Genomic DNA, 20,558 nt, shown 5'->3' with positions numbered 1-20,558 from the left:
ATTTATCAACTTAAAGACTTAATGTAAGCCAAATGTTTAGTTGCTATAATTTAGTATGTTATTATAAATAACAAAATATATTAAAGATAAAATACTTTATTTAAAATACTGTTAAGAATATAATAAGAAGAATTTTAAAGGATTTAACTTATTGATGAAATTATTATATTCTTCAAAGATTTTATGTGATTTTGGTAGCCATATTGAGCTACAAATACCTTTTTTAACCAATAAAACTACCAATGCTTTGCCATTGGTTTTTTTTTGCAAAAAGTTGGTTTATCGAATTTTTTAAATTGAATTAAAACATTAACCTTAACATTAAATATATTACTAAGTAGATACTATTATGAAAAAGACAAAAATTGTTTGTACGATCGGACCAAAATCTGAATCAAAAGAAATGTTAGCAAAATTATTAAATGCAGGCATGAATGTTATGCGTTTAAATTTTTCGCATGGTGATTACGAAGAACATGGTAACCGTATCAAAAATTTACGTGAAGTAATGCAAGAAACCGGTTTAAAAGCCGCTATTATGCTAGACACCAAAGGCCCAGAAATTCGCACTATCAAATTAGAAGGCGGTAATGATGTATCCCTAGTTGCTGGTCAAACATTCACGTTTACCACAGACAAAAATGTTATCGGAAACAAAGACCGTGTAGCTGTAACTTACGATGGTTTTGCGCATGACCTTAAACCAGGTAATCGTGTCCTAGTAGATGATGGCTTAATTGCTATGGACGTTAAAGAAATTAAAGGTAATGAGATTATTTGTACCGTTTTAAATAACGGTGAACTTGGTGAAAATAAAGGTATTAATTTACCTGGTGTTTCAATTAAATTGCCAGCACTAGCAGAAAAAGATAAAAATGACCTCATTTTTGGTTGTGAACAAGGTGTTGACTTTATTGCTGCATCATTTATTCGAAAACGTTCTGATGTAGAAGATATTCGTGCTCACTTAAAAGCTCATGGTGGTGAAAACATTAAAATTATATCTAAAATTGAGAACCAAGAAGGTTTAGATAATTTTGATGAAATTCTTGACGCTTCTGACGGCATTATGGTTGCGCGTGGTGATTTAGGGGTTGAGATCGCTGTTGAAGAAGTTATTTTCGCTCAAAAAATGATGATTAAGAAATGTAATAAAGCATCTAAACCAGTTATTACAGCAACACAAATGCTTGATTCAATGATAAAAAACCCTCGCCCTACTCGTGCGGAAGCTGGAGATGTAGCTAATGCAATTATTGATGGTACAGATGCAGTTATGCTTTCGGGTGAAAGTGCTAAAGGTAAATATCCGCTCGAAACTGTTAATGTTATGGCGACTATCTGTAACCGAACTGATAACACAATTCCAGCATCGTTAGAATTGACATCAAAAGAAGAAAAGTTGAGTATAACTTCAGCTGTTTGCTGTGGTGCTGTAGAAATTGCTGAGCGTTTAAATGCTCCATTAATTGTTGTAGCAACTCGTAGCGGTAAATCAGCTAGGGAAGTTCGTCATTATTTCCCTAGAGCTCGTATTTTAGCATTATCTTCAAGTCAAAAGACAGTTAATCAGTTAGCCGTGACAAAAGGTGTAGAGCCTATTTTAATTGATTCAATTAACTCAACTGACGATTTTTATCGTTTAGGTAAAGAGATGGCTGTTAAAGTATGCGGTTTACAACAAGGTGATATTATTGTGATGGTATCTGGTGCTTTAGTACCAAGTGGAACTACTAACACAACATCTGTTCACCGTATTTAAAACGGCATACTTATTATTTGTCCTGCAATAAAAAAGTTAGCTACATGCTAGCTTTTTTTTTTACATAAGATATCCTGTATAAAATACTATTAATAGAATTTGAAAGATTAAAATGATTGAAGAAAAAGTATATTTACCTAAGGAACTCAGTTGGTTATCTTTCAATCAGCGAGTTTTACAAGAAGCTGCTGATAAAAGTAATCCACTTATAGAGAGGATACATTTTTTAGGTATATACTCAAGTAATCTTGATGAATTTTATAAAGTACAGTTTGCCAACTTAAAAAAATATGTACTTATTGAACAAGAGCAAGCCAACTCATCTTCTAACTCTAAAAACTTATTACGTCAAGTAAACCAAAAAGTTATTCAACTAGAATTACAGTTTGACCAGCTTTATAATGAACTATTATTAGAAATGGCAAGAAATCAAATCTTTTTGATTAACGAAAGACAGCTTTCTTCTTATCAAGAAGGTTGGATAAAAAACTATTATAAACAAAACCTTAGACAATACATCACCCCTATTCTACTCGATAGTCATACCGAACTTATTCAATTTTTAAAAGATGATCATGCCTATTTGGCTGTAGAAATTATTTGTGAAGATAAAACCAATTATGCGTTACTTGAGTTACCGACGGATAATATTCCTCGTTTTGTTTTATTACCGTCAGAAGTTTCAACTAAAAATAAATCGATCATTTTTTTGGATAACATATTACGTTACTGTTTACCCGATATTTTTAAAGTGTTTTTTGATGCCAAAGAATTAAATGCCTATTCTATTAATATTAATAGAGATGCTGAATACGAATTAAACACAGAATTAGACAGTTTGCTTGAACTTATGTCACAAGGGTTAAAACAACGTTTGACTGCTCAGCCAGTTCGTTTTACTTATCAAAAAGATATGCCAAAAGCATTATTTGAGTTATTAATTAATAAATTGTTATTAACTGAACAAGATGCAATGCCAAGTGGGCGCTATCCTAATTTTAAAGATCTTGTGAAATTTCCAGACTTTGGACAAAAAAAGCTATTAAATAAAAAAATTCCTGGTTTAAGTTATAATCGATTTAAACAATTCCGAAATTCGTTTGATGCGATTAAAGATCGAGATGTGTTGCTTTATTATCCCTACTACTCTTTTGGACACGTATTAGAAATTATGCGCCAAGCTTCGTTTGATCCATCTGTTACACATATTCGTATGAATATTTACCGAGTTGCAAAAGATTCCCGCTTTATTCATGCGGCCATTAATGCTGCCAATAATGGTAAAAAGGTCACTGTAGTTGTTGAATTACAAGCAAGGTTTGATGAAGAGGCAAATATAAAATGGGCAAAACGATTAATTAGTAGTGGAATTAAAGTTATCTATTCACAACCAAAACTAAAGATCCACGCCAAATTATTTTTGATTGATCGTAAAGAAAATGGCGAAATTGTTCGTTATGCCCATATTGGTTCAGGTAATTTTAATGAAAGGACTGCAAGAATTTATACCGATTTTTCGTTATTAACTGCAGATCCTGTAATTACAGATGAAGTTAAAAATGTATTTAATTTCATTGAAAACCCATTTAAACCAGTTTCGTTCCATCATTTACTTGTGTCTCCACAAAATACCCGATTGAGATTCTATGAATTTATCCAACGAGAAATAAATAATGCCAAAACAGGTAAAGTAGCAGGTATCTATTTAAAGCTTAATGCAATAACCGACAAAGATATGATAGATCAATTATATCGTGCATCTTGCGCTGGTGTAAAAATCAGAATTGTAGTAAGAGGAACTTGTGTCTTGGTACCACAAATTCCTAATTTAAGCGAAAATATTACTGTCACAAGTATTGTTGATCAGTTTTTAGAACATGCTCGTGTGTATATTTTTGAAAATGAAGGAAAAAAAGATACTTATATTTCTTCTGCTGATTGGATGCCTCGTAACCTAGATAATCGTATTGAAGTGGGAGTAAAAATCTTCGATCCAATAATAAAATCAACTATCCATAATATTTTTAATATTCAATGCAATGATAATGTAAAGGCTCGTATTATTGATAAAGATGCAACTAATAATTATGTACAAAGAGGTAATAAGAAAAAAATTAGAGCACAATATGCCATTTATGATTATTTGAATCAGTTAGAAACGGTTGAATAAGGGATTTAAAGTGAATAAATTCAATGAATATGCGGTAGTTGATCTTGGTTCAAATAGTTTTCACATGGTTATTGCTCGTATTATAGATGGTGCTATACAGATCATTTATAAAAATAAAAAAAATATTCATCTTGCCACAGGGCTTAATGCTAATAACTATCTAAGTGAATCAAGCATTATGCGAGGCGTTGAATGCCTTACACTATTTTCCGAAAGATTAATTGGCTTTCCTCCCGAAAATGTTCGTGTTGTAGCAACTCATACATTGCGGGTTGCAAAAAATAGATATAAATTTTTAATGGCTGCGGCTAAAGTATTTCCATTTCCTATAGAAATCATATCGGGACAAGAAGAAGCACGTCTTATTTATTTAGGTACTATGACATCAGAACCAACATCGTCAAATGATACTAAATTTGTAATAGATATCGGTGGAGGATCTACAGAAATTGCAATAGGTAGAGGAAATGATCTAAAACCGTTGATTGTTGCTAGTCGCCCTATGGGATGCATAACTTATGCTAAACAGTTTTTTCATGAAAATAAAATTAACGCTATTTCATTCGAACAAGCAAAGCTTGCCGCCGAACAACAAATTGAATGTCTGATCAATATTATGAAAAAACAAAATATTACTGTTGCATTTGGTACATCTGGCACCATCAAGTCTATTTATCGTATCTTATTAGATATTGGTGTTTGTGATGGAATTATTACCCAAAAAAGGCTCGATGATTTAATTAGTTATGTTTTAGAATTCAACTCTTTTCAAGATATTGACTACCCTTCACTTTCTAGTGAAAGAAAAAGTGTATTTGTCAGCGGGCTAGCTATATTTAGTGGGGTTTTTAACGCATTTGGGTTAAATACTTTACAATTTAGCTCATGCGCATTACGTGAAGGGGTGCTTTATGAGTTGGCTGGAGGTCTTAATTTCCGAGATATTAGACAAAATACCGCGCAAACTCTGTCTGAACATTACAATATAGACCAATGCCATGCTACGCAAGTTGTTAAAACTGCAAAATATTTATTTTCTCAATGGCAACAACAAGCACCGACATCTATTCCAGCAAGCCTTGAATCTATTTTATATTGGGCTGCTTTGTTACATGAGGTAGGATTAAAAATTAACTTTTCTTCAGTTCATAAACATTCAAGCTATATTTTACAAAATAGTAATTTACCTGGATTTAACGAAGAGCAGCAATTACTTTTGTCTACTCTTGTACGTTACCATAGAAAAACTATCAATATAGATACACTACCCTATTTTAGTTTGTTCGAATACAAACATATAATACCGCTAATGCAAATTCTAAGATTATCTATACTCATCAATAACCAACGAAATACAGAAATTAATTTACAAGCATTTCGTTTAAAATTATTAAAAAATAAACTAACTAAAGTGACTATAGAAATTAATCGGGAATTTGTTGAAAATAATAAATTGATATTATTTGATTTAGAACAAGAAAAAAAATATTGGAAAGAAATTGAGGATTGGAAACTATCGGTTGTAGTATGTTAATTGTAAAAGCCCTTGTAAATCAATTTATATGTAGAAAAAACGTTTAGTTTACACTTCATAGAAAACTCCCCCCCCCCCTAAATTTCGTATATTTGTAAGTTTGTAACTATTGTGAATACCCCAATAGTACAAGATTCAAGTATAAAATATGGTGATACTGTGTGAGGTTGATAATAGCAGACACAACGACTTAATTACACAATGTGACAGCTAATGGCAATTGAGATTAATTTAGTGGTTTGTAGCTCTCTTGCCCATGTTTTTCGTTGCATTGTGAGCACTACAGCTTTTTTATGATTTCTTCTTGAGACTGCGATTTTAAACTTAACTCGACAAGCCTCTGTTACCGTAGAGAATTTTCTACTTTTTTGCTGTGCAATTTTAAGGTTAGTTACAGCTTTTATTTTTTGTTGAAAAAACTTCCTAATACCTTAAATTGATTTTTAATTTATTTGCTTTATAATCAGCAAGCCTTAAACAACCATAATAAAGGAAATAAAAATGAAGAAGACATTAATTGCACTAACAACTTTTGCTTGTTTTTCAAATTTTGCTTATGCTGAAACAAATGAACTTTACCTAGGAGGTCAATTAGGAGCTTCTATAATAAAAGTGAAAAATATTAAGGATACCTTACATTATAATCACGGCGGTGTTATCAACGATGGTATTTTTGACTCAATGCATAAAACTAAATTAGCTGGCGCTTTAAATTTAGGTTACAACTTTTCTAATTATGATATTCCTGCACGTGTAGAATTATCTCTTACCTTACGTGGCAATACAGATAAAAAAGAAAATAGATACACTGATTATGAAGAATATCGTCTTCGTACTACTCAAAAAGTCAAAGCCCGCATGAATACATTAATGTTAAATGGTTATTATGATATTGATATTGACTCACCAATTACTCCATTTATTGGTGCGGGATTTGGTGTTGCCTTCACTAAACTAGAAAATAGCCATAAGGAAAAATACAACGTTTCTGTTGATGGTTCTAATTATGAACGTTCATTATCAAAAACAAAAACAAAGTTTGCATGGAATGTTGCTGCTGGCGTAGCTTATAAATTGAATAATAATATGGTTGTTGATTTCACTGCTCGTTATGTGGATGCAGGTAAAGTAAACATCAAAAAACATAATGAATACTATCGAACTAATGCTAGTGCTGAGCTAAGTTCAATTGATTTATTAGCAGGTGTTCGCTATAGCTTCTAGTTAGCAAACTAAAAAAGACAATGGCCTTTTTAGTTTAGTTACCAATATTATCGCTACATTTCTTGCTATTGTTAATGTGTAGAAAAAAACTGGGTTATTTACACTTCATGGTTAAATAACCACTCCAAAACCCCATAAGGCGTTTTTTCTAAAATCACCTTATGGCGGTTAACAAAATTATAATAATTAATCAATTAAGACTTAGTCTTCACCTTTTGAATCACTATATACTTGTTGATTATGCCGTATTTTAATCCAAAGTTGGTATTACTCTTTTTACTTTTCCATTCATTTGTAAGCAGCAAGTTTAGTTGATTTTTGAAATACGGTGGTTATTATTACTGTAAACAACCCGAGTAATTCCAGCATGGCTTGCCAAAGAAACATGTAATTGATAATAAAAGCTCTCATCTAAAATTAAATGAGAGCATTTATATTTAGCTTTTAATTAAGCAACACCTGGAATGGTGAAGTCCATAATAAGCAATAAGGTTGGTAAAATGAAGATAGATAAAACTGTTGATGCAAAGAAAATGCTTGATGCTTGTTCTTGCTCAACATTCCAATTGTAAGCCAAAATAACCGCTGTTGATGCCGTTGGCATTGCCAATAAGAAAACTAACTCTTCAGCTTCCATACCTGTGATACCAAATAGATATACGGAAATAAGTGCAATAATTGGTGTAATGAAACTTTTTAACACAACATTGATCATTAACGGTTTAGATAATTTTAATTTAACACCATGAATACCAACACCGACCGCAATAAGTGAAATAAAGTTACAAGCATTTGACATAATATCAAAAGTGTTAAACACAAAATGTGGTAGCCATTTAGTACCATCGGTAACGCTCACAATTAACCCTAAAATAACGGCCAAAAACATTGGCTTCATAAGTGAATTTTTTACTGCACTAAAGATCATACCACCGGTGACTTTACCGCCAGACAGTTTAGTATCACAAAGTTCTAATAAAAATATTGTCATTGGGATCAATGATAATGCAACAACAAAATTAGCAATCGCAACGGAAATAGTTGATGCAGCCCCTAACATTAACGTCAAGAAAGGAACTCCCATCCCGCCCATGTTGGGAAAGCAACATAGCATTGCATTCATAGCCGTCGACTTTAACTCTTTGTGCAAAATGTATTTATTGGTTAAAAAACAAATTATCCATAAAAAAGACATAGTACAGAAAAACGCAATCATCCAAATGCCATTGAATATTTGCGACGGTTTAGCATGAGACGTATGCACAAAAAGTAAAGCAGGAAAGACAAAGTTTGATACCAGTCCTGATAATAATTTTTTAGAATCCTTCGAAAAGATCCCTTGTTGTACACATAACCAACCAAGAAAAATTAATAAAAAAACCGGAAGACAAGAACTAATAACTTGTCCAACTGCTGACCAGATCAGATTCATTTTTTAAAACTCCTAAAATAATATTACTAAAAATACAAATTCGGTAAATGGTCGGTAACTTCAGATTAGATATTATATTTATAGACCTAGCTAAAACTAAAATAAGTGGGTAACAAAATCGAATATATTTATTACATGTAAAACGATATTCTTCGTTGTTGAAACTTGATATTATTAATTGCTATTTCGCACTCAGTATGCTTAATTAAAATTAAAGACATTCTTTAATGAAAACCTTTGTTATATTCAAATATAAAATATAGTAACTTAGGTATTATTATACTTATTCTTCTCGACCTTGTGTAAATCAAGATCTACTAACTGTCTTAAAAACTCATAAAAACATTAAAACTTTACTCTAAACTTGTTGATAATAGAGTTTTATTTCTTTAAAAAACAATAAATAAGAAAATATAAATCATGAGTGTTAAATTATAGTAAAAATTAATATTGCACTAAAAGTTCTTAAATGATGCTTTTTTATAATGTGTTATTCATTATAAAAAACATACCTATTATAGATAATAATTTGATTTACTTTATTTATATAGAATTGCTGCCACAAAGCCTTATTATTGATATTCATATAATGACAATAAATCTTGAAAACAATATATAGTAAAGATTGTTTCTGAATAATCAATTAATAACTAGCATAATGTAAATCATTTCTGTGTTATTGTAAAATCAGTAATACATTTGACTATTTTTTGTCTAAAGATTTTTTACATATCAAATAATAACGGTTATGTTTTAACTAACTGATCATTGATAATTTTTTAGTTCGCTAACTAAAAAATCGATTAAACATCGAGTTCGGAGCGGTAATAATTTACGGCTTGGATAAACGGCATAAATATTCAAATCCTCGACTTTATAATTCAACAAAACACGAACTAAACGGCCTATTTTAATATCTTTACCAATAATAAAATCAGGTTGCAACGAAATACCACCTCCTTGTAACATAATTTGGCGGCAAGTATCGCCATTATTACAATAGATATTCGCTTTTAAATTCACCGAGTAATGGGCATTGTCTTTATAAAAATGCCATTGCTCTTTTTTAGCCCACTGACTATACATCACAATTTTATGATTCAACAAATCATCAGGATCATTCGGCATGCCATATTTAGCAATATAATCAGGCGACGCGGCGGCTATGATTTGCGTAGTTGCCAACTTACGACTAATCAGCGACGAACTTTCTAGCCGACCAATTCGAACAGCAAGATCGTAGCCCTCCTCAAGCAGATCAACCACACGATCTGACAACGTAATATCTAGCTCAATTTTAGGGTATTTATTGATAAATTTTTGCCATAAAGGCGCCAAATGCAAAATACCAAAACTAACAGGCACATTAACCCGAAGAATACCTTGTGGACTTGCATGATCTAAAGTGAGGCTATTTTCTGCTTCTGTGGTAGCATTAATAATGGCTTTAGCTTGCAAATAAAAAATTTGCCCCTCATGGGTAATGACCATTTTGCGAGTTGTACGTTGTAACAACCGAACTTGCAAGCGATTTTCTAATGCTTGAATATAACGTGACACTGCCTGCTTAGACATATTTAACTTAACTGACGCATCAACAAAACTATTACAATCAACTACCGCCACAAAAACCATCATTTCTAGTAATTTATTAGATCTATCCATCTGCCTTTCACCAACACCAAACAATTGTCCCACTTATTTTGACAATAAATCACATAATAGCTTATTTATCTACAAAATAATAACCATTATCATAAACAAATGGTGCTAACCAATCACAATAATTAACTTACCTGGATTCAAACATGAAGTGCAATTTTAAACACGGTGGAGTGAAGAAAGTAGAAAGGTGATTTATACTAGCACCTTCGCACCACCACAGTTTGGAGATTGCTATGTATTATAATCACTTTTCTAGGAAGGAAAGATACCAGATTTTCGTATTATTACAAGCCGGAAAGAATAAAAAAGAGATAGCCCAGCTACTCAATAGACATCCTTCGACAATAAGTCGAGAGATAAAAAGAAACTCAAAACCTAATCAAGCCTATCAAGCACATGATGCGGTAACCCTAGCTAGGAAAAGGCGAAAAAACAACGGTAATGGTAAACCAATAGCGTCTTCAGTATGGCGCCAAGTTGAAAAATACCTCATGCTTTATTACAGCCCAGAGCAGATTGCCGCACGTTTAAAGAAAGTCAGTGTCCAATCAATCTATAACTATCTTTATCAAAATAAAGCACGCTATGAACAATTCAAACCTTATCTAAGGCGAAAAGGCAAAGCCTATAGGCATTGTAAGGCACCGAGTATTAAAGAAGGAGACCGCCGATATAAACGGTCAATAAAACAACGTCCAAGTTATGTAGAAAGCCGGAAAACGCGAGGACATTGGGAGGGCGATACGATTATTAGCCGTAAAGACAAGCAAGCATTGGTGACATTAGTTGAACGCAAAACAGGGCTAGTATTAATTGGGCGCCTCAATCAACGTACCGCCTCCGAAACGAGAGATATGATAATAAAATTGCTAACGCCGTTTAAAAAAATGGTTAAAAGCATCACCTTTGATAATGGAACCGAATTTAATTATCATCATGCTATTGAGCATTATTTAAATACTACCGTATACTTTGCGGAGCCTTATAAAAGCAGGCAAAGAGGCACAAATGAAAACACCAATGGCTTAATACGTCAGTTTATACCTAAGTCAGCGGCCATTTCATTAGTTGATGACGAACAGATAAAGAAAATTCAATATCTATTGAACACACGCCCAAGAAAACGGCATAAGTTTAAAAGCCCTGCCGATTTTTATTCTAAGGAGTTAAGAAGAATTGCACTTCATGTTTGAATCCAGGAGTGTATATTCACGGGTTACGTAATAAATTAGGTAAAAATTTCATTCGCACAATACGAGGTTATGGTTATCAAATTATTGATGGATGTTGATAAATCGATTAATTTAAATTAGATAATTAAAATATGATTTCAGAATCACTTAGTAATATACGCCACAGTATTCGTTGGAACCTATTTTTTACTTTGGGTTCTATCATGTTGGTTTGTCAGATTATTACTGTCCTTTGGTTATGGCACGAAAGTAAAGAACAAATAGATGTATTGGTTAATTTGACTCTAAGTCAAAATAAAATTGATGAAGTTGTTGAAGAAGAATTAGAAGCGATTTTCGTTTTGTTTTGTTCTGCTTTTTCTATGATGGCAGTAACACTAATTTTAGCATACAAAGCGATCAAGTGGATCACAAAACCGTTGGAAATTTTAGAGAAAGATCTTAATCAACGTACCGAGGAGAACCTAAAACCCATTGCGCCAATCAGCAATATGCGTGAAATTAAATCGATTACATCTGTATTGAATAATCTTTTTATTAGGCTGAGTACAACATTATCTCAAGAACGTCTTTTTACCGCCGACGTAGCGCATGAAATGAGGACACCTTTAGCAGGCATTCGTTTACATCTAGAATTGTTAGAAAATAAAAATAACATTGATTGCACAGAGTTAATTGATCGTATAGATCGATTAGTCAGTACTGTAGAACAGCTATTAATGCTTGCTCGAACTAGTCAAAAGTTTACTGTAGGAAAGTATCAACATATTAATTTTTATAATGATATTATGATTCCGCTGTCTGATGAACTAACAGAATTGACTTCACAAAAACAGCAACAGCTTGAATGGCATTTGACTGATAAAGATCTTATTTTTAATGGTGATGCAACCTTAATAAGACTATTAGTACGTAATTTAGTTGAAAATAGTTATCGCTACAGTCCTGAGAACACTAAAATCGTGGTAAGTTGTTACAAAATTAAAAAAGATATCATTATTACTGTAGAAGATGAAGGTAATGGCATTGATGAGTCTAAAAGCGAAAAAATGATCCAAGCCTTTTTTCGTATGGATCGCAAGCATAATGGTATTGGGCTTGGTTTAAGTATAGTCAACCGTATTGCTAAATTACATCAAGGTCTATTTACCTTAAAAAATAGACCTAATAATGTAAAAGGTGCTATTGCACAATTGAGGATTAATGATTCACTTCGTCAACTAAACGAGTGATTAATTTGTTGTTGCTATTTTCTTTAATAATGGATGTTAAAAAACGTTGCCAAGTTCGTTCAATTTTGGCTTTAGCAAAAAAAGGAATGTAATTGGCAATAGGAATAAGAGTTGAATTACCGATATTATCGATAATAATTAAGCGACTGTTATCTGCACTTAAGTGCTGAAACAAAATATTTTTGCTTTTTATTGTCATTGTAATAATACGATCTTTTAATAGAGCTGATTTCAAATTTCTTAATGAAGTAACTAAATCATCGTAATATTGCTTAGTTAATTTTGTATCAGCGAGGTATTTTTCAAGTGGTATAGCTATTTCTCCGGTATAATCTCGGATGAGTTGAAAAATATGACCTTTGCCATAATTGGTTGAAACTGGGCCGTAATATTTTGCTATTGCATCGAATGAAACATTACGTCTAATTAGATGTTTATAATAAGAAATTTCTCGATTAGTCTCATCTTCAGCACCGACATTATAATTCACTTTGATACACTTATTGGGATCATTTGGATGACGATAACATTTTCGGTGCAATCCTCTGCTAATATAATCTTCTATTGAAAGTTGAATTGTATTGCTCATTTATTTAAATATTTTGTTATTTAATGTTGATTTTAGTTTATCAGTAAGCGTTCCTTCTCGCTATGATTTTTTATTTTTACTCTAGCGCTTTTATAAAATTTCTGTATAATATTGCCACCCACGTTACGACAACGTTCTTCCCAACGTTGTTTTCGGTTGTCAATATTAGTATAACCACTCGAAGGGGTGAGTTAATTAATGGTAACAATCAAAAGTGTAAATAAATCAAATGATTTATTAACGTGAGATTAATTAAAAATTGGATAATTACGAATGAGTACTTTTTCAGCTAAACCAGAAACAGTTAAACGCGACTGGTATGTTGTTGATGCAGCAGGTAAAACGTTAGGTCGTTTAGCTACTGAAATCGCAAGCCGTTTGCGTGGTAAACACAAAGCAGAATACACACCACATGTTGATACAGGTGATTATATTATCGTTATTAATGCAGAAAAAGTTGCTGTAACAGGCAAAAAACGCACTGATAAGATCTATTATCGTCATACTGGCTACATTGGTGGACTTAAAGAAGCGACTTTTAAAGAGATGATTGAACGTCATCCTGAACAAGTCATCGAAATTGCTGTAAAAGGCATGTTACCGAAAGGTCCTCTTGGTCGTGCAATGTACCGTAAACTAAAAGTTTATGCTGGTAGTGAGCACAATCATGCGGCACAACAACCGCAAGTATTAGATATTTAAGGGGATAAAAGATGGCTGATAATCAATATTACGGTACAGGTCGCCGCAAAAGTTCTGCTGCTCGTGTATTTATCAAACCAGGTAGTGGTAACATCGTTATTAACAAGCGCTCTTTAGAGCAATACTTTGGTCGTGATACAGCTCGTATGGTTGTTATGCAACCGTTAGAGTTAGTTGAAATGACTGATAAACTTGATCTTTATATCACTGTTAAAGGTGGTGGTATTTCAGGTCAGGCTGGTGCGATTCGTCACGGTATTACTCGTGCGTTAATGGAATATGATGAAACTTTACGTTCAGCGTTACGTCAAGCAGGTTTTGTTACTCGTGATGCACGTCAAGTTGAACGTAAAAAAGTGGGTCTACGCAAAGCTCGTCGTCGTCCTCAATTCAGCAAACGTTAGGTGCGACAAGTAGCACTAAGTGCTTGATTTTTATGAATTTTTTCGTAAAAATCAAGTGAATGAAAGGCGAAGATGAAATACTTTTCCCTTTCATTCGTAGATAAGAGCGAAGATGAAATACTCTTTCCTTATTTACATGCTTGTAAACTCCTCGAGGGAGCCTCATACTCCCGAAGGGGAGAAAATACCGAAAGCGTTAAATAGTTAACCTTTCGACCCGTGTGCAAGAGGGGACATATTCATGTAAGCCTTTTGTAAGGATAATCCTTACCAGTCCAGAGTTGAACTATATACAACTACATGATGAGCCGAAGATATAGCTGACATCAAAACTTCGCCATGAAGAAAACTGGAGCCTTTTGAGAGTATACACTCTCCAGTCATAGTTGGACTATACACAACTACAAGGCGAGCAATTATACATTGCCGACGTCTCTATTTAACTAATAAGTTGCTACTTAATACCTATGACCTTTAATCATAGAAACATTAAGAAAGTAAGTAAATATATACAAAAGATTAGTCACAACATTATATAACCAACTAAAGTTAATAATAACTTTAAGGGTGATAATGAAGGGACAATAATAATCCTTGTACAATATATTATTGGTGGAATATCAGGTATAAAAACCTATTTACTTCACTCGAGCAGTTTTATGAGCAGTGCATAAGCTGTTATTGCCATTGTTGAATCATATAGAAAAAGTTTTAATTATATGAGAGCCAACCTATTATATGGCTAGTAGTAGTCTAGGGATAGTGCGAGGCTGGCAACGGTCTGGTGCGGAGCTTCCTGACAACGTACCCCCTTGAGGAATAGCAAGGTTAGTGAAATCGCGAGGTGAAACTAAGTAATAACCAGTAGCAGGTTATGAGGGGCAAGACTGAATAGAAAGATGAACGTAAGTGAATAGATGACAAACGTCGTAATGCTGGAAAAGCCAAAGCTACTGATAGGCTTTAACCAAAGGTACATAGTCGGTTACTCCTTTCTAGCGTGGGAGTACGCCATCATACGACTATCGGCGGACAGTCTACATCTTAACTATTCGTGTGGTAATAATGGAACTTGGTAAGCCTGTACATTTGCCGTCCACAATTCAGTAACCGTATATATACGGAAAACAGAAGAGTGTACGGCAGGCAGAGCGTAAGTAATGCTGTTGAGTGTGCAGGTAAAGGAGGTTAGAGAAAGCGAAGGGTTGGCTGTAATGGCTAACATAGGGTATGAGACATGACCTAATCCGAAAGGATGCAGACTTCTAACTGGTCTTCCGTCGCAAGATGACGGGCTAATCCTTTAGTGGATAATTTCTGATGGAATTATTTTAGGCGAGGGATGAGCTGACGAATGCCTAACAGTTTAAAATGAATTATTGGGAAGAATAACTCATCTGTTACAAGCAGACGTCAAGCTCAAAACTCAATCATTAACCATGTTACATCGTGGTAGAGTTATTTGATTAACTGAATAACTACCACATGTAACGTGGGAGTTTCATTGGTAGTTATTCACCACAAATCAAGTAATTTCTGCTACTTCTTGTATCAAGAGGTAAGTATGAAAGAGCAAGCTCATAATAGCTTAAAGGCTAATAAGAGTCCAGCTCCAGCGACCTCTGACATGGCTTGTAAATGGCACAGTATTGACTGGGTCAAAGCAACAAGACATGTTAAAGGATTGCAGAGTAGGATTGCGAAAGCGACACTTGAGAATAATTGGCGCAAAGTTAAAAGATTGCAAAGATTATTAACACGCTCGACTTACGCTAAGCAATTAGCGGTAAGGCGAGTGACTGAAAATAGAGGTAAAAGGACGGCAGGTGATGATAAGGTAACTTGGAGCACCGCTGAGGCAAAATGGAAAGCCATTGCAACGCTCACAAACAAGGGATATAAACCGCAACCATTAAGGCGGGTCTATATTCCTAAGTCTGACGGGAAGAAACGCCCTTTGGGTATTCCGACCATGAAAGACAGGGCAATGCAAGCACTCTATCTATTGGCCCTACAGCCTGTCTCGGAAACGACAGCGGACAAAGGCTCTTATGGTTTTCGTATTAATCGCTCAACGGTCGATGCGATAACCCATATACATCGAATATTCTCACACAAGGGGCGGAAAACTAACCAACCTGCGCAGTGGGTATTAGATGCAGATATCAAGGGCTGTTTTGACCACATTAGCCATGATTGGTTAATAGCGAATATTCCAATGAATAAGCGGATATTAACGAAGTGGTTAAAATCGGGTGTTGGGGACATGGGACAGGTAAAAGCAACGGAGGCGGGAACACCGCAAGGGGGAATAATCTCGCCGACACTGGCTAACATGGCGTTGGATGGCTTGGAGAAAGAGCTAGCTAATCACTTTGGTGAGAAAGCGAGCAAGAAAATCAGGCAACATAAGACGTACATGGTGAGGTATGCGGATGACTTTGTGATTTCGGGGATTTCAAAGGAATTACTGGAAGAAAAGGTCATCCCAGTGGTTAAAGCATTCCTCAAAGAGAGGGGACTAACACTCTCGGAGAAGAAGACGAAAATAACGCATATCAAGCAGGGTTTTGACTTCTTAGGTTGGAACGTAAGACAGTTTAACGACAAGCTTATCATCAAACCGAGTAAAAAGAATGTAAAAGCATTCTATAGCAAGGTGAGAGATAAGATTAAAAGATTAAGCATGGTTAAACAAGAAGACTTAATAAAGGTATTAAATCCAATGATAAGGGGGTGGGCTAACTATCACCGAAGTCAAGTAGCGAGTCAGGCATATGGGCGAATGGATGCATTAATATGGCGTGCGCTTTGGAATTGGAGCAAAAGAAGACATAGCAAGAAGGGTAAACGTTGGATAAAAGAGAAATACTTTAAAACGACGGCAACTCAAGTATGGAACTTTGGCACGATGATAAAAGACCGCTATGGTATGGATAAATGGGTTGAATTATTGCAATGTAGCAAGACGGCAATCAAACGACATATTAAGGTAAAATCGGATTACAATCCATTTTTACCGGAATGGGAATTATACGGGGAAACATTACACCAGAAGCGGATGTATGAGGAATTCTCACACAGACACAAATGGCAAATGCTGTATAAGGAACAAAAAGGTCGTTGTGGCTTATGTCAACTCCCAATCACAAAAGAGACGGGATGGCATGACCATCATATTATCTACAAAATGCACGGAGGGGCGGATACGCTCAAAAATAGGGTGTTACTACATCCTATTTGCCACAAAAAAGTCCATGCACTGAAATTAGAGGTAGTGACTGGCTTACTAAAGTCAATTGAAAGGCTTGAGCTGTATGCGGAGAAATTCGCTCGTACAGTTCTTAGGGGGCGGTGATACAGTAATGTGTCACTGCTACCCGACTAGCAATATTACAAAAACGTTACAATTTTGTTTCAAAACCCAGCGAATGCTGGGTTTTTTTATGCTGATTTGGTTAATTAAAAAGCTAAACTACGTAGGTTAAATATTTTTAAGAATTAAGATTATTTAGGAAATAAATATTATTTAATATTATTAGGTTAACTAATTTAATAAATCCTATACTTAAGCACATGTTTTATGAAACTGCTTGTCAAAATTAGGGCTTGAGGAAAAGAATTAAAGAAAATTTATTTTTTTTTAACAATTTTGTTATCCAATTTGTTAGAATAGACGGCAACTAGACTTATTTTAATTTTATAAATTTGGAGTGGATATGGTTGTTGCTGTTAATAAACGTTCTGTAATGACATTATTTTGTGATACAACAGATATTTACGGGCATCAGATTCGTTTTGTTTTGGCAGAAAAAGGGGTAACTGCGGAAATAGAGTTTGTAACGGCGGATAATTTACCACAAGAATTATTGGATCTTAATCCTTATGGCTCAATTCCAACTCTAATTGATCGTGATCTTACGTTATATGAACCGCATATTGCGTTAGAATATTTGGATGAACGCTTTCCACACCCACCATTAATGCCTGTTTATCCTATCGTTCGTGCTAATTCACGATTAACAATGTATCGTATTAAAAAAGAGTGGTATAGTGAATACAAAACAATTATTGCTGACCCTTATAGTGAGGAGGCTAAAACAGCACGAAAAAATCTTCTTGATGATCTTGTTTCGATTTCGGTTATGTTTAAAGAAAAAGATTATTTTATGAGTGATGATTTTACATTATGTGATTGTTATTTTGCTCCGTTACTTTGGCGTTTGCCATTGCTTGATATTGAATTACCAAAAGTGGCTGAAAAGAATTATTTAGCCTATATGGCGAGGATTTTTGAACGTCCTGCTTTTATTAATTCATTAACTGAAGCAGAAAAAAAAATAAGATCATAAACAATTAAATTTATCTTTATTTACGATAATTTTTGACAAGGTAGCCTTGATGGAACTTGAACAAATGACGCCACGTCGCCCTTATCTATTTAGGGCTTTTTATGACTGGATTTTGGATAATGATTTAACACCTTACATTGTTGTTAATACTTCTGTATATGGGGTGTTAGTACCGCAGGAATTTATCCAAAACAATCAAATTGTACTAAATATTGCCCCACAATCAGTTGGCCAATATTTGGCTACTAATGAACAAATTGAATTTAATGCTCGCTTTTCTGGTATACCACAACATATTGTGGTACCAATGGCGGCGATTGAGGCAATTTATGCTCGTGAAAATGGTGTGGGTATGGGATTTGAAGATGAACCACAATATAGCATACAGAGTGAATCTTTGTCCTCACAACCTGAACAATCTAAATCAAAACCTAATCCATTTCGTGTTGTAAAATAATTTGTAATATTGTTAATTAACGGTGATTCACTATGATGTATGCAGTAGATTTATCGTTGATAATGTTAAAAATAGTGAAAAATAGATGAATGAGTAACGAAATCGAATTAAAGTTTGAAATTAATACTAGTGATATTGCTAATTTAAGATATTTTCTAGATCAATGGGCTGATAGCGACCAAGTTGAATTTTCAACGATATCACCAGCAAAACGCAGTTCTACAAAACTCAATTTGACTAGTACCTATTATGACACAAGCGATTACTACCTACGTAATAATCAGTGTGGATTGCGAGTAAGGGGATATGAAAGTGCTCACCAAAAAGAGTTTGAAATCACCTTAAAGCGAGATAGCAAGTCTGTGGCTGGTTTACATGAGCGTGCTGAATTTAATGTTGACTTACCCAATTCAGAACCCAATTTAGCTGTATTACCACATATGGCATTACCCTATAATTGCGATATTGAGCGGTTACAACGAGATTTATTACCATTGTTCAGTACCGATTTCAAAAGGCAAACTTGGCTAATTTTTTTTGCGAGTAGCGAAATTGAGGTGGCACTAGACCTAGGGGAAATTAAATCAAACAAAAAAGTTAAAATCATTCAAGAAGTCGAATTAGAACTTAAACAAGGTAATAAACAAGACCTGTTTAATTTTGCTCTTGAGTTAAGCCGCTTCCATTTGCATCTTTTTTCACAAAGTAAAGCTGCTAGGGGCTATTGCTTACTGAAAAATGCATCACTTAAAACTTGTCAATTTGATCTTCAAGCCCATCAAGATCTAGCAAACCTGTTAAAATTTTGGCAACAAAATGAAGAATATGCATTAGAAGTTAATGATTTAGCATTATATCAACAAACGCTAAACCAAATAAATTTTATTCTAATAGATAAAAATCTTTCTTTTGAGCCTGAATTTGCTCAATGGCAAATGGCATTATTGACTATTAACTCTGTAAAAGAATTTGCTTTTAGTGAGATTAATACAAAGTTCAAGCTTATGTTGATCGCAAATCTGACTATTAATTAATAGGATAAAAAGTAAAATAATGAAGCTCTCCTTTTTTAAATTACCGTTCTTATTCCTGCTGTTTTATGGGGTGCTAGATAGCACTTTTTTAGTTGGACGAGAATTCCTTGTTGACAATATGGTTTTTAGCTATGCAAAGGTTAACCCATATATTTGGGCCGATTCTTTTTTATCATTAATTATTTATATTGTTTTACCTAATACTTTTAATCAGCTAGCAAATCTAGTTTTAATTTTTATTACTTCAGCCATAATTTTGTACAAGAATTCTGTCTATCGGGCCAATAAAAAGAATTTGCTTTGTGTGTTCTTAATTGTTATTTTTATAATAATAGGCATCAATGGTTATCAGGTGATATTTGAGCGACAGGTTCTTGGATTTTTATATTCTGCTATACCGCCATATTATTTTCCTTATATAGAAAGTCTCTATATAGGCGTATTTAGATTAGCTTGTTATATTTGGATAATAATGGTGATTTGTTTAGGGATAAAGCTACTGCGAACAGTTTTTGTAACAGAGCCAGATATGATTGTATTATCCTCGGACAATAGTCAAAAAACTCATTTATCTTTATTTATTCTATTATTTAATTTCTATTATTTATCTATTGCCTTATTTTGTTTAAATTTCTTTTTTGTTCCTAAAGATCCTCTGGATTCTATAGGTCCCCTTGAATACCACATTAGAACTATTATTTTTTATTCAGTATTTTTACTGATTGTAAATACGATTGGTTATTTTGTTTTGCGAAAACAATTTAAAACTGTTTATGATAATTTACAGGTGAAGTCATTAATTTCAAGT

The 20,558-nt window shown here is 33.7% G+C and carries 16 protein-coding genes; 13 read left to right on the top strand and 3 right to left on the bottom strand.

Going from position 1 to position 20,558, the window contains the following annotated elements; all coding sequences use genetic code 11:
- Positions 1 to 349 precede the first annotated feature (349 nt).
- The 4 genes from pykF (at position 350) to A9G44_RS03710 (ending at position 6,690) form a co-directional block, all read left to right on the top strand.
- On the top strand, positions 350 to 1,762 hold the full coding sequence (gene pykF, locus A9G44_RS03725) for a pyruvate kinase PykF (protein WP_065609239.1): 1,413 nt from the start codon (positions 350 to 352) through the stop codon (positions 1,760 to 1,762).
- A gap of 112 nt (positions 1,763 to 1,874) precedes the next feature.
- Positions 1,875 to 3,932 carry a polyphosphate kinase 1 gene (gene ppk1, locus A9G44_RS03720; protein ID WP_034913843.1) on the top strand — a complete coding sequence of 686 codons (2,058 nt, stop codon included), beginning with the start codon at positions 1,875 to 1,877 and terminating at the stop codon, positions 3,930 to 3,932.
- A gap of 10 nt (positions 3,933 to 3,942) precedes the next feature.
- Positions 3,943 to 5,466, top strand: coding sequence for a Ppx/GppA phosphatase family protein (locus tag A9G44_RS03715; protein ID WP_218837521.1), 1,524 nt, complete (start codon positions 3,943 to 3,945; stop codon positions 5,464 to 5,466).
- A gap of 501 nt (positions 5,467 to 5,967) precedes the next feature.
- Positions 5,968 to 6,690: an outer membrane protein gene (locus A9G44_RS03710; protein ID WP_065609237.1), complete on the top strand. Its 723-nt coding sequence runs from the start codon at positions 5,968 to 5,970 to the stop codon at positions 6,688 to 6,690.
- 448 nt (positions 6,691 to 7,138) lie between these two features.
- Here the strand turns inward: A9G44_RS03710 and A9G44_RS03705 are convergent, their stop codons facing one another.
- The gene (locus A9G44_RS03705; RefSeq protein WP_034915628.1) at positions 7,139 to 8,122 is read right to left on the bottom strand and encodes an AEC family transporter; all 984 of its coding nucleotides are present in this window, start codon (positions 8,120 to 8,122) and stop codon (positions 7,139 to 7,141) included.
- Positions 8,123 to 8,887: 765 nt separating this feature from the next.
- Entirely contained in the window at positions 8,888 to 9,787 is a 900-nt protein-coding gene (locus A9G44_RS03700; RefSeq protein ID WP_065560092.1) for a LysR family transcriptional regulator, read from the bottom strand.
- A 233-nt stretch (positions 9,788 to 10,020) separates the two neighbouring features.
- On the opposite strand from A9G44_RS03700, the gene A9G44_RS03695 reads away from it, so the two are divergent.
- A complete protein-coding gene (locus A9G44_RS03695) occupies positions 10,021 to 10,980 on the top strand; it encodes an IS30 family transposase (RefSeq protein WP_065609236.1) in 960 nt (319 codons plus the stop codon).
- Positions 10,981 to 11,111: 131 nt separating this feature from the next.
- Positions 11,112 to 12,212 (top strand): two-component system sensor histidine kinase PmrB, encoded by a 1,101-nt coding sequence (gene pmrB / locus A9G44_RS03690; protein ID WP_065609235.1) that lies wholly within the window; start codon positions 11,112 to 11,114, stop codon positions 12,210 to 12,212.
- Here the strand turns inward: pmrB and A9G44_RS03685 are convergent.
- A complete protein-coding gene (locus tag A9G44_RS03685; RefSeq protein ID WP_081298238.1) occupies positions 12,181 to 12,801 on the bottom strand; it encodes a YrbL family protein in 621 nt (206 codons plus the stop codon). The two genes, pmrB and A9G44_RS03685, sit on opposite strands and share 32 nt — an antisense overlap.
- Before the next feature lie 273 nt (positions 12,802 to 13,074).
- On the opposite strand from A9G44_RS03685, the gene rplM reads away from it, so the two are divergent.
- The 7 genes from rplM to A9G44_RS03650 all read left to right on the top strand — a co-directional run.
- The gene (gene rplM, locus A9G44_RS03680; RefSeq protein ID WP_034901369.1) at positions 13,075 to 13,503 is read left to right on the top strand and encodes a 50S ribosomal protein L13; all 429 of its coding nucleotides are present in this window, start codon (positions 13,075 to 13,077) and stop codon (positions 13,501 to 13,503) included.
- A gap of 11 nt (positions 13,504 to 13,514) precedes the next feature.
- Positions 13,515 to 13,907, top strand: a complete 393-nt coding sequence (gene rpsI, locus A9G44_RS03675; RefSeq protein WP_034915459.1) for a 30S ribosomal protein S9 — start codon at positions 13,515 to 13,517, stop codon at positions 13,905 to 13,907.
- Between the two features lie 1,564 nt (positions 13,908 to 15,471).
- Positions 15,472 to 17,265, top strand: a complete 1,794-nt coding sequence (gene ltrA / locus A9G44_RS03670; RefSeq protein ID WP_081298237.1) for a group II intron reverse transcriptase/maturase — start codon at positions 15,472 to 15,474, stop codon at positions 17,263 to 17,265.
- 361 nt (positions 17,266 to 17,626) lie between these two features.
- The gene (locus A9G44_RS03665) at positions 17,627 to 18,259 is read left to right on the top strand and encodes a glutathione S-transferase N-terminal domain-containing protein (protein WP_034911300.1); all 633 of its coding nucleotides are present in this window, start codon (positions 17,627 to 17,629) and stop codon (positions 18,257 to 18,259) included.
- Positions 18,260 to 18,308: 49 nt separating this feature from the next.
- Positions 18,309 to 18,716 carry a ClpXP protease specificity-enhancing factor gene (locus tag A9G44_RS03660; RefSeq protein WP_065609233.1) on the top strand — a complete coding sequence of 136 codons (408 nt, stop codon included), beginning with the start codon at positions 18,309 to 18,311 and terminating at the stop codon, positions 18,714 to 18,716.
- A gap of 89 nt (positions 18,717 to 18,805) precedes the next feature.
- Entirely contained in the window at positions 18,806 to 19,750 is a 945-nt protein-coding gene (locus A9G44_RS03655) for a CYTH domain-containing protein (protein ID WP_065609232.1), read from the top strand.
- A 19-nt stretch (positions 19,751 to 19,769) separates the two neighbouring features.
- Positions 19,770 to 20,558, top strand: a 789-nt coding sequence (locus tag A9G44_RS03650; RefSeq protein ID WP_143426301.1) for a hypothetical protein, incomplete at its 3' end; no start/stop codon positions are given.

Source organism: Gilliamella sp. Occ4-3 (assembly GCF_001690675.1).
Classification (GTDB): Bacteria; Pseudomonadota; Gammaproteobacteria; order Enterobacterales; family Orbaceae; genus Gilliamella; species Gilliamella bombi.
Note: the sequence above shows the minus strand (reverse complement) of the source record. Positions and strands in the feature narration are given on the sequence as shown.

What these genes read in the sequence shown, in the direction of transcription:
- pykF (WP_065609239.1), top strand. Translation starts at nt 350, where the DNA reads ATGAAAAAGACAAAAATTGTTTGTACGATCGGACCAAAATCTGAATCA.
- ppk1 (WP_034913843.1), top strand. Translation starts at nt 1,875, where the DNA reads ATGATTGAAGAAAAAGTATATTTACCTAAGGAACTCAGTTGGTTATCT.
- A9G44_RS03710 (WP_065609237.1), top strand. Translation starts at nt 5,968, where the DNA reads ATGAAGAAGACATTAATTGCACTAACAACTTTTGCTTGTTTTTCAAAT.
- A9G44_RS03705 (WP_034915628.1), bottom strand. Translation starts at nt 8,122, where the DNA reads ATGAATCTGATCTGGTCAGCAGTTGGACAAGTTATTAGTTCTTGTCTT.
- A9G44_RS03700 (WP_065560092.1), bottom strand. Translation starts at nt 9,787, where the DNA reads ATGGATAGATCTAATAAATTACTAGAAATGATGGTTTTTGTGGCGGTA.
- A9G44_RS03695 (WP_065609236.1), top strand. Translation starts at nt 10,021, where the DNA reads ATGTATTATAATCACTTTTCTAGGAAGGAAAGATACCAGATTTTCGTA.
- pmrB (WP_065609235.1), top strand. Translation starts at nt 11,112, where the DNA reads ATGATTTCAGAATCACTTAGTAATATACGCCACAGTATTCGTTGGAAC.
- A9G44_RS03685 (WP_081298238.1), bottom strand. Translation starts at nt 12,801, where the DNA reads ATGAGCAATACAATTCAACTTTCAATAGAAGATTATATTAGCAGAGGA.
- rplM (WP_034901369.1), top strand. Translation starts at nt 13,075, where the DNA reads ATGAGTACTTTTTCAGCTAAACCAGAAACAGTTAAACGCGACTGGTAT.
- rpsI (WP_034915459.1), top strand. Translation starts at nt 13,515, where the DNA reads ATGGCTGATAATCAATATTACGGTACAGGTCGCCGCAAAAGTTCTGCT.
- ltrA (WP_081298237.1), top strand. Translation starts at nt 15,472, where the DNA reads ATGAAAGAGCAAGCTCATAATAGCTTAAAGGCTAATAAGAGTCCAGCT.
- A9G44_RS03665 (WP_034911300.1), top strand. Translation starts at nt 17,627, where the DNA reads ATGGTTGTTGCTGTTAATAAACGTTCTGTAATGACATTATTTTGTGAT.
- A9G44_RS03660 (WP_065609233.1), top strand. Translation starts at nt 18,309, where the DNA reads ATGGAACTTGAACAAATGACGCCACGTCGCCCTTATCTATTTAGGGCT.
- A9G44_RS03655 (WP_065609232.1), top strand. Translation starts at nt 18,806, where the DNA reads ATGAGTAACGAAATCGAATTAAAGTTTGAAATTAATACTAGTGATATT.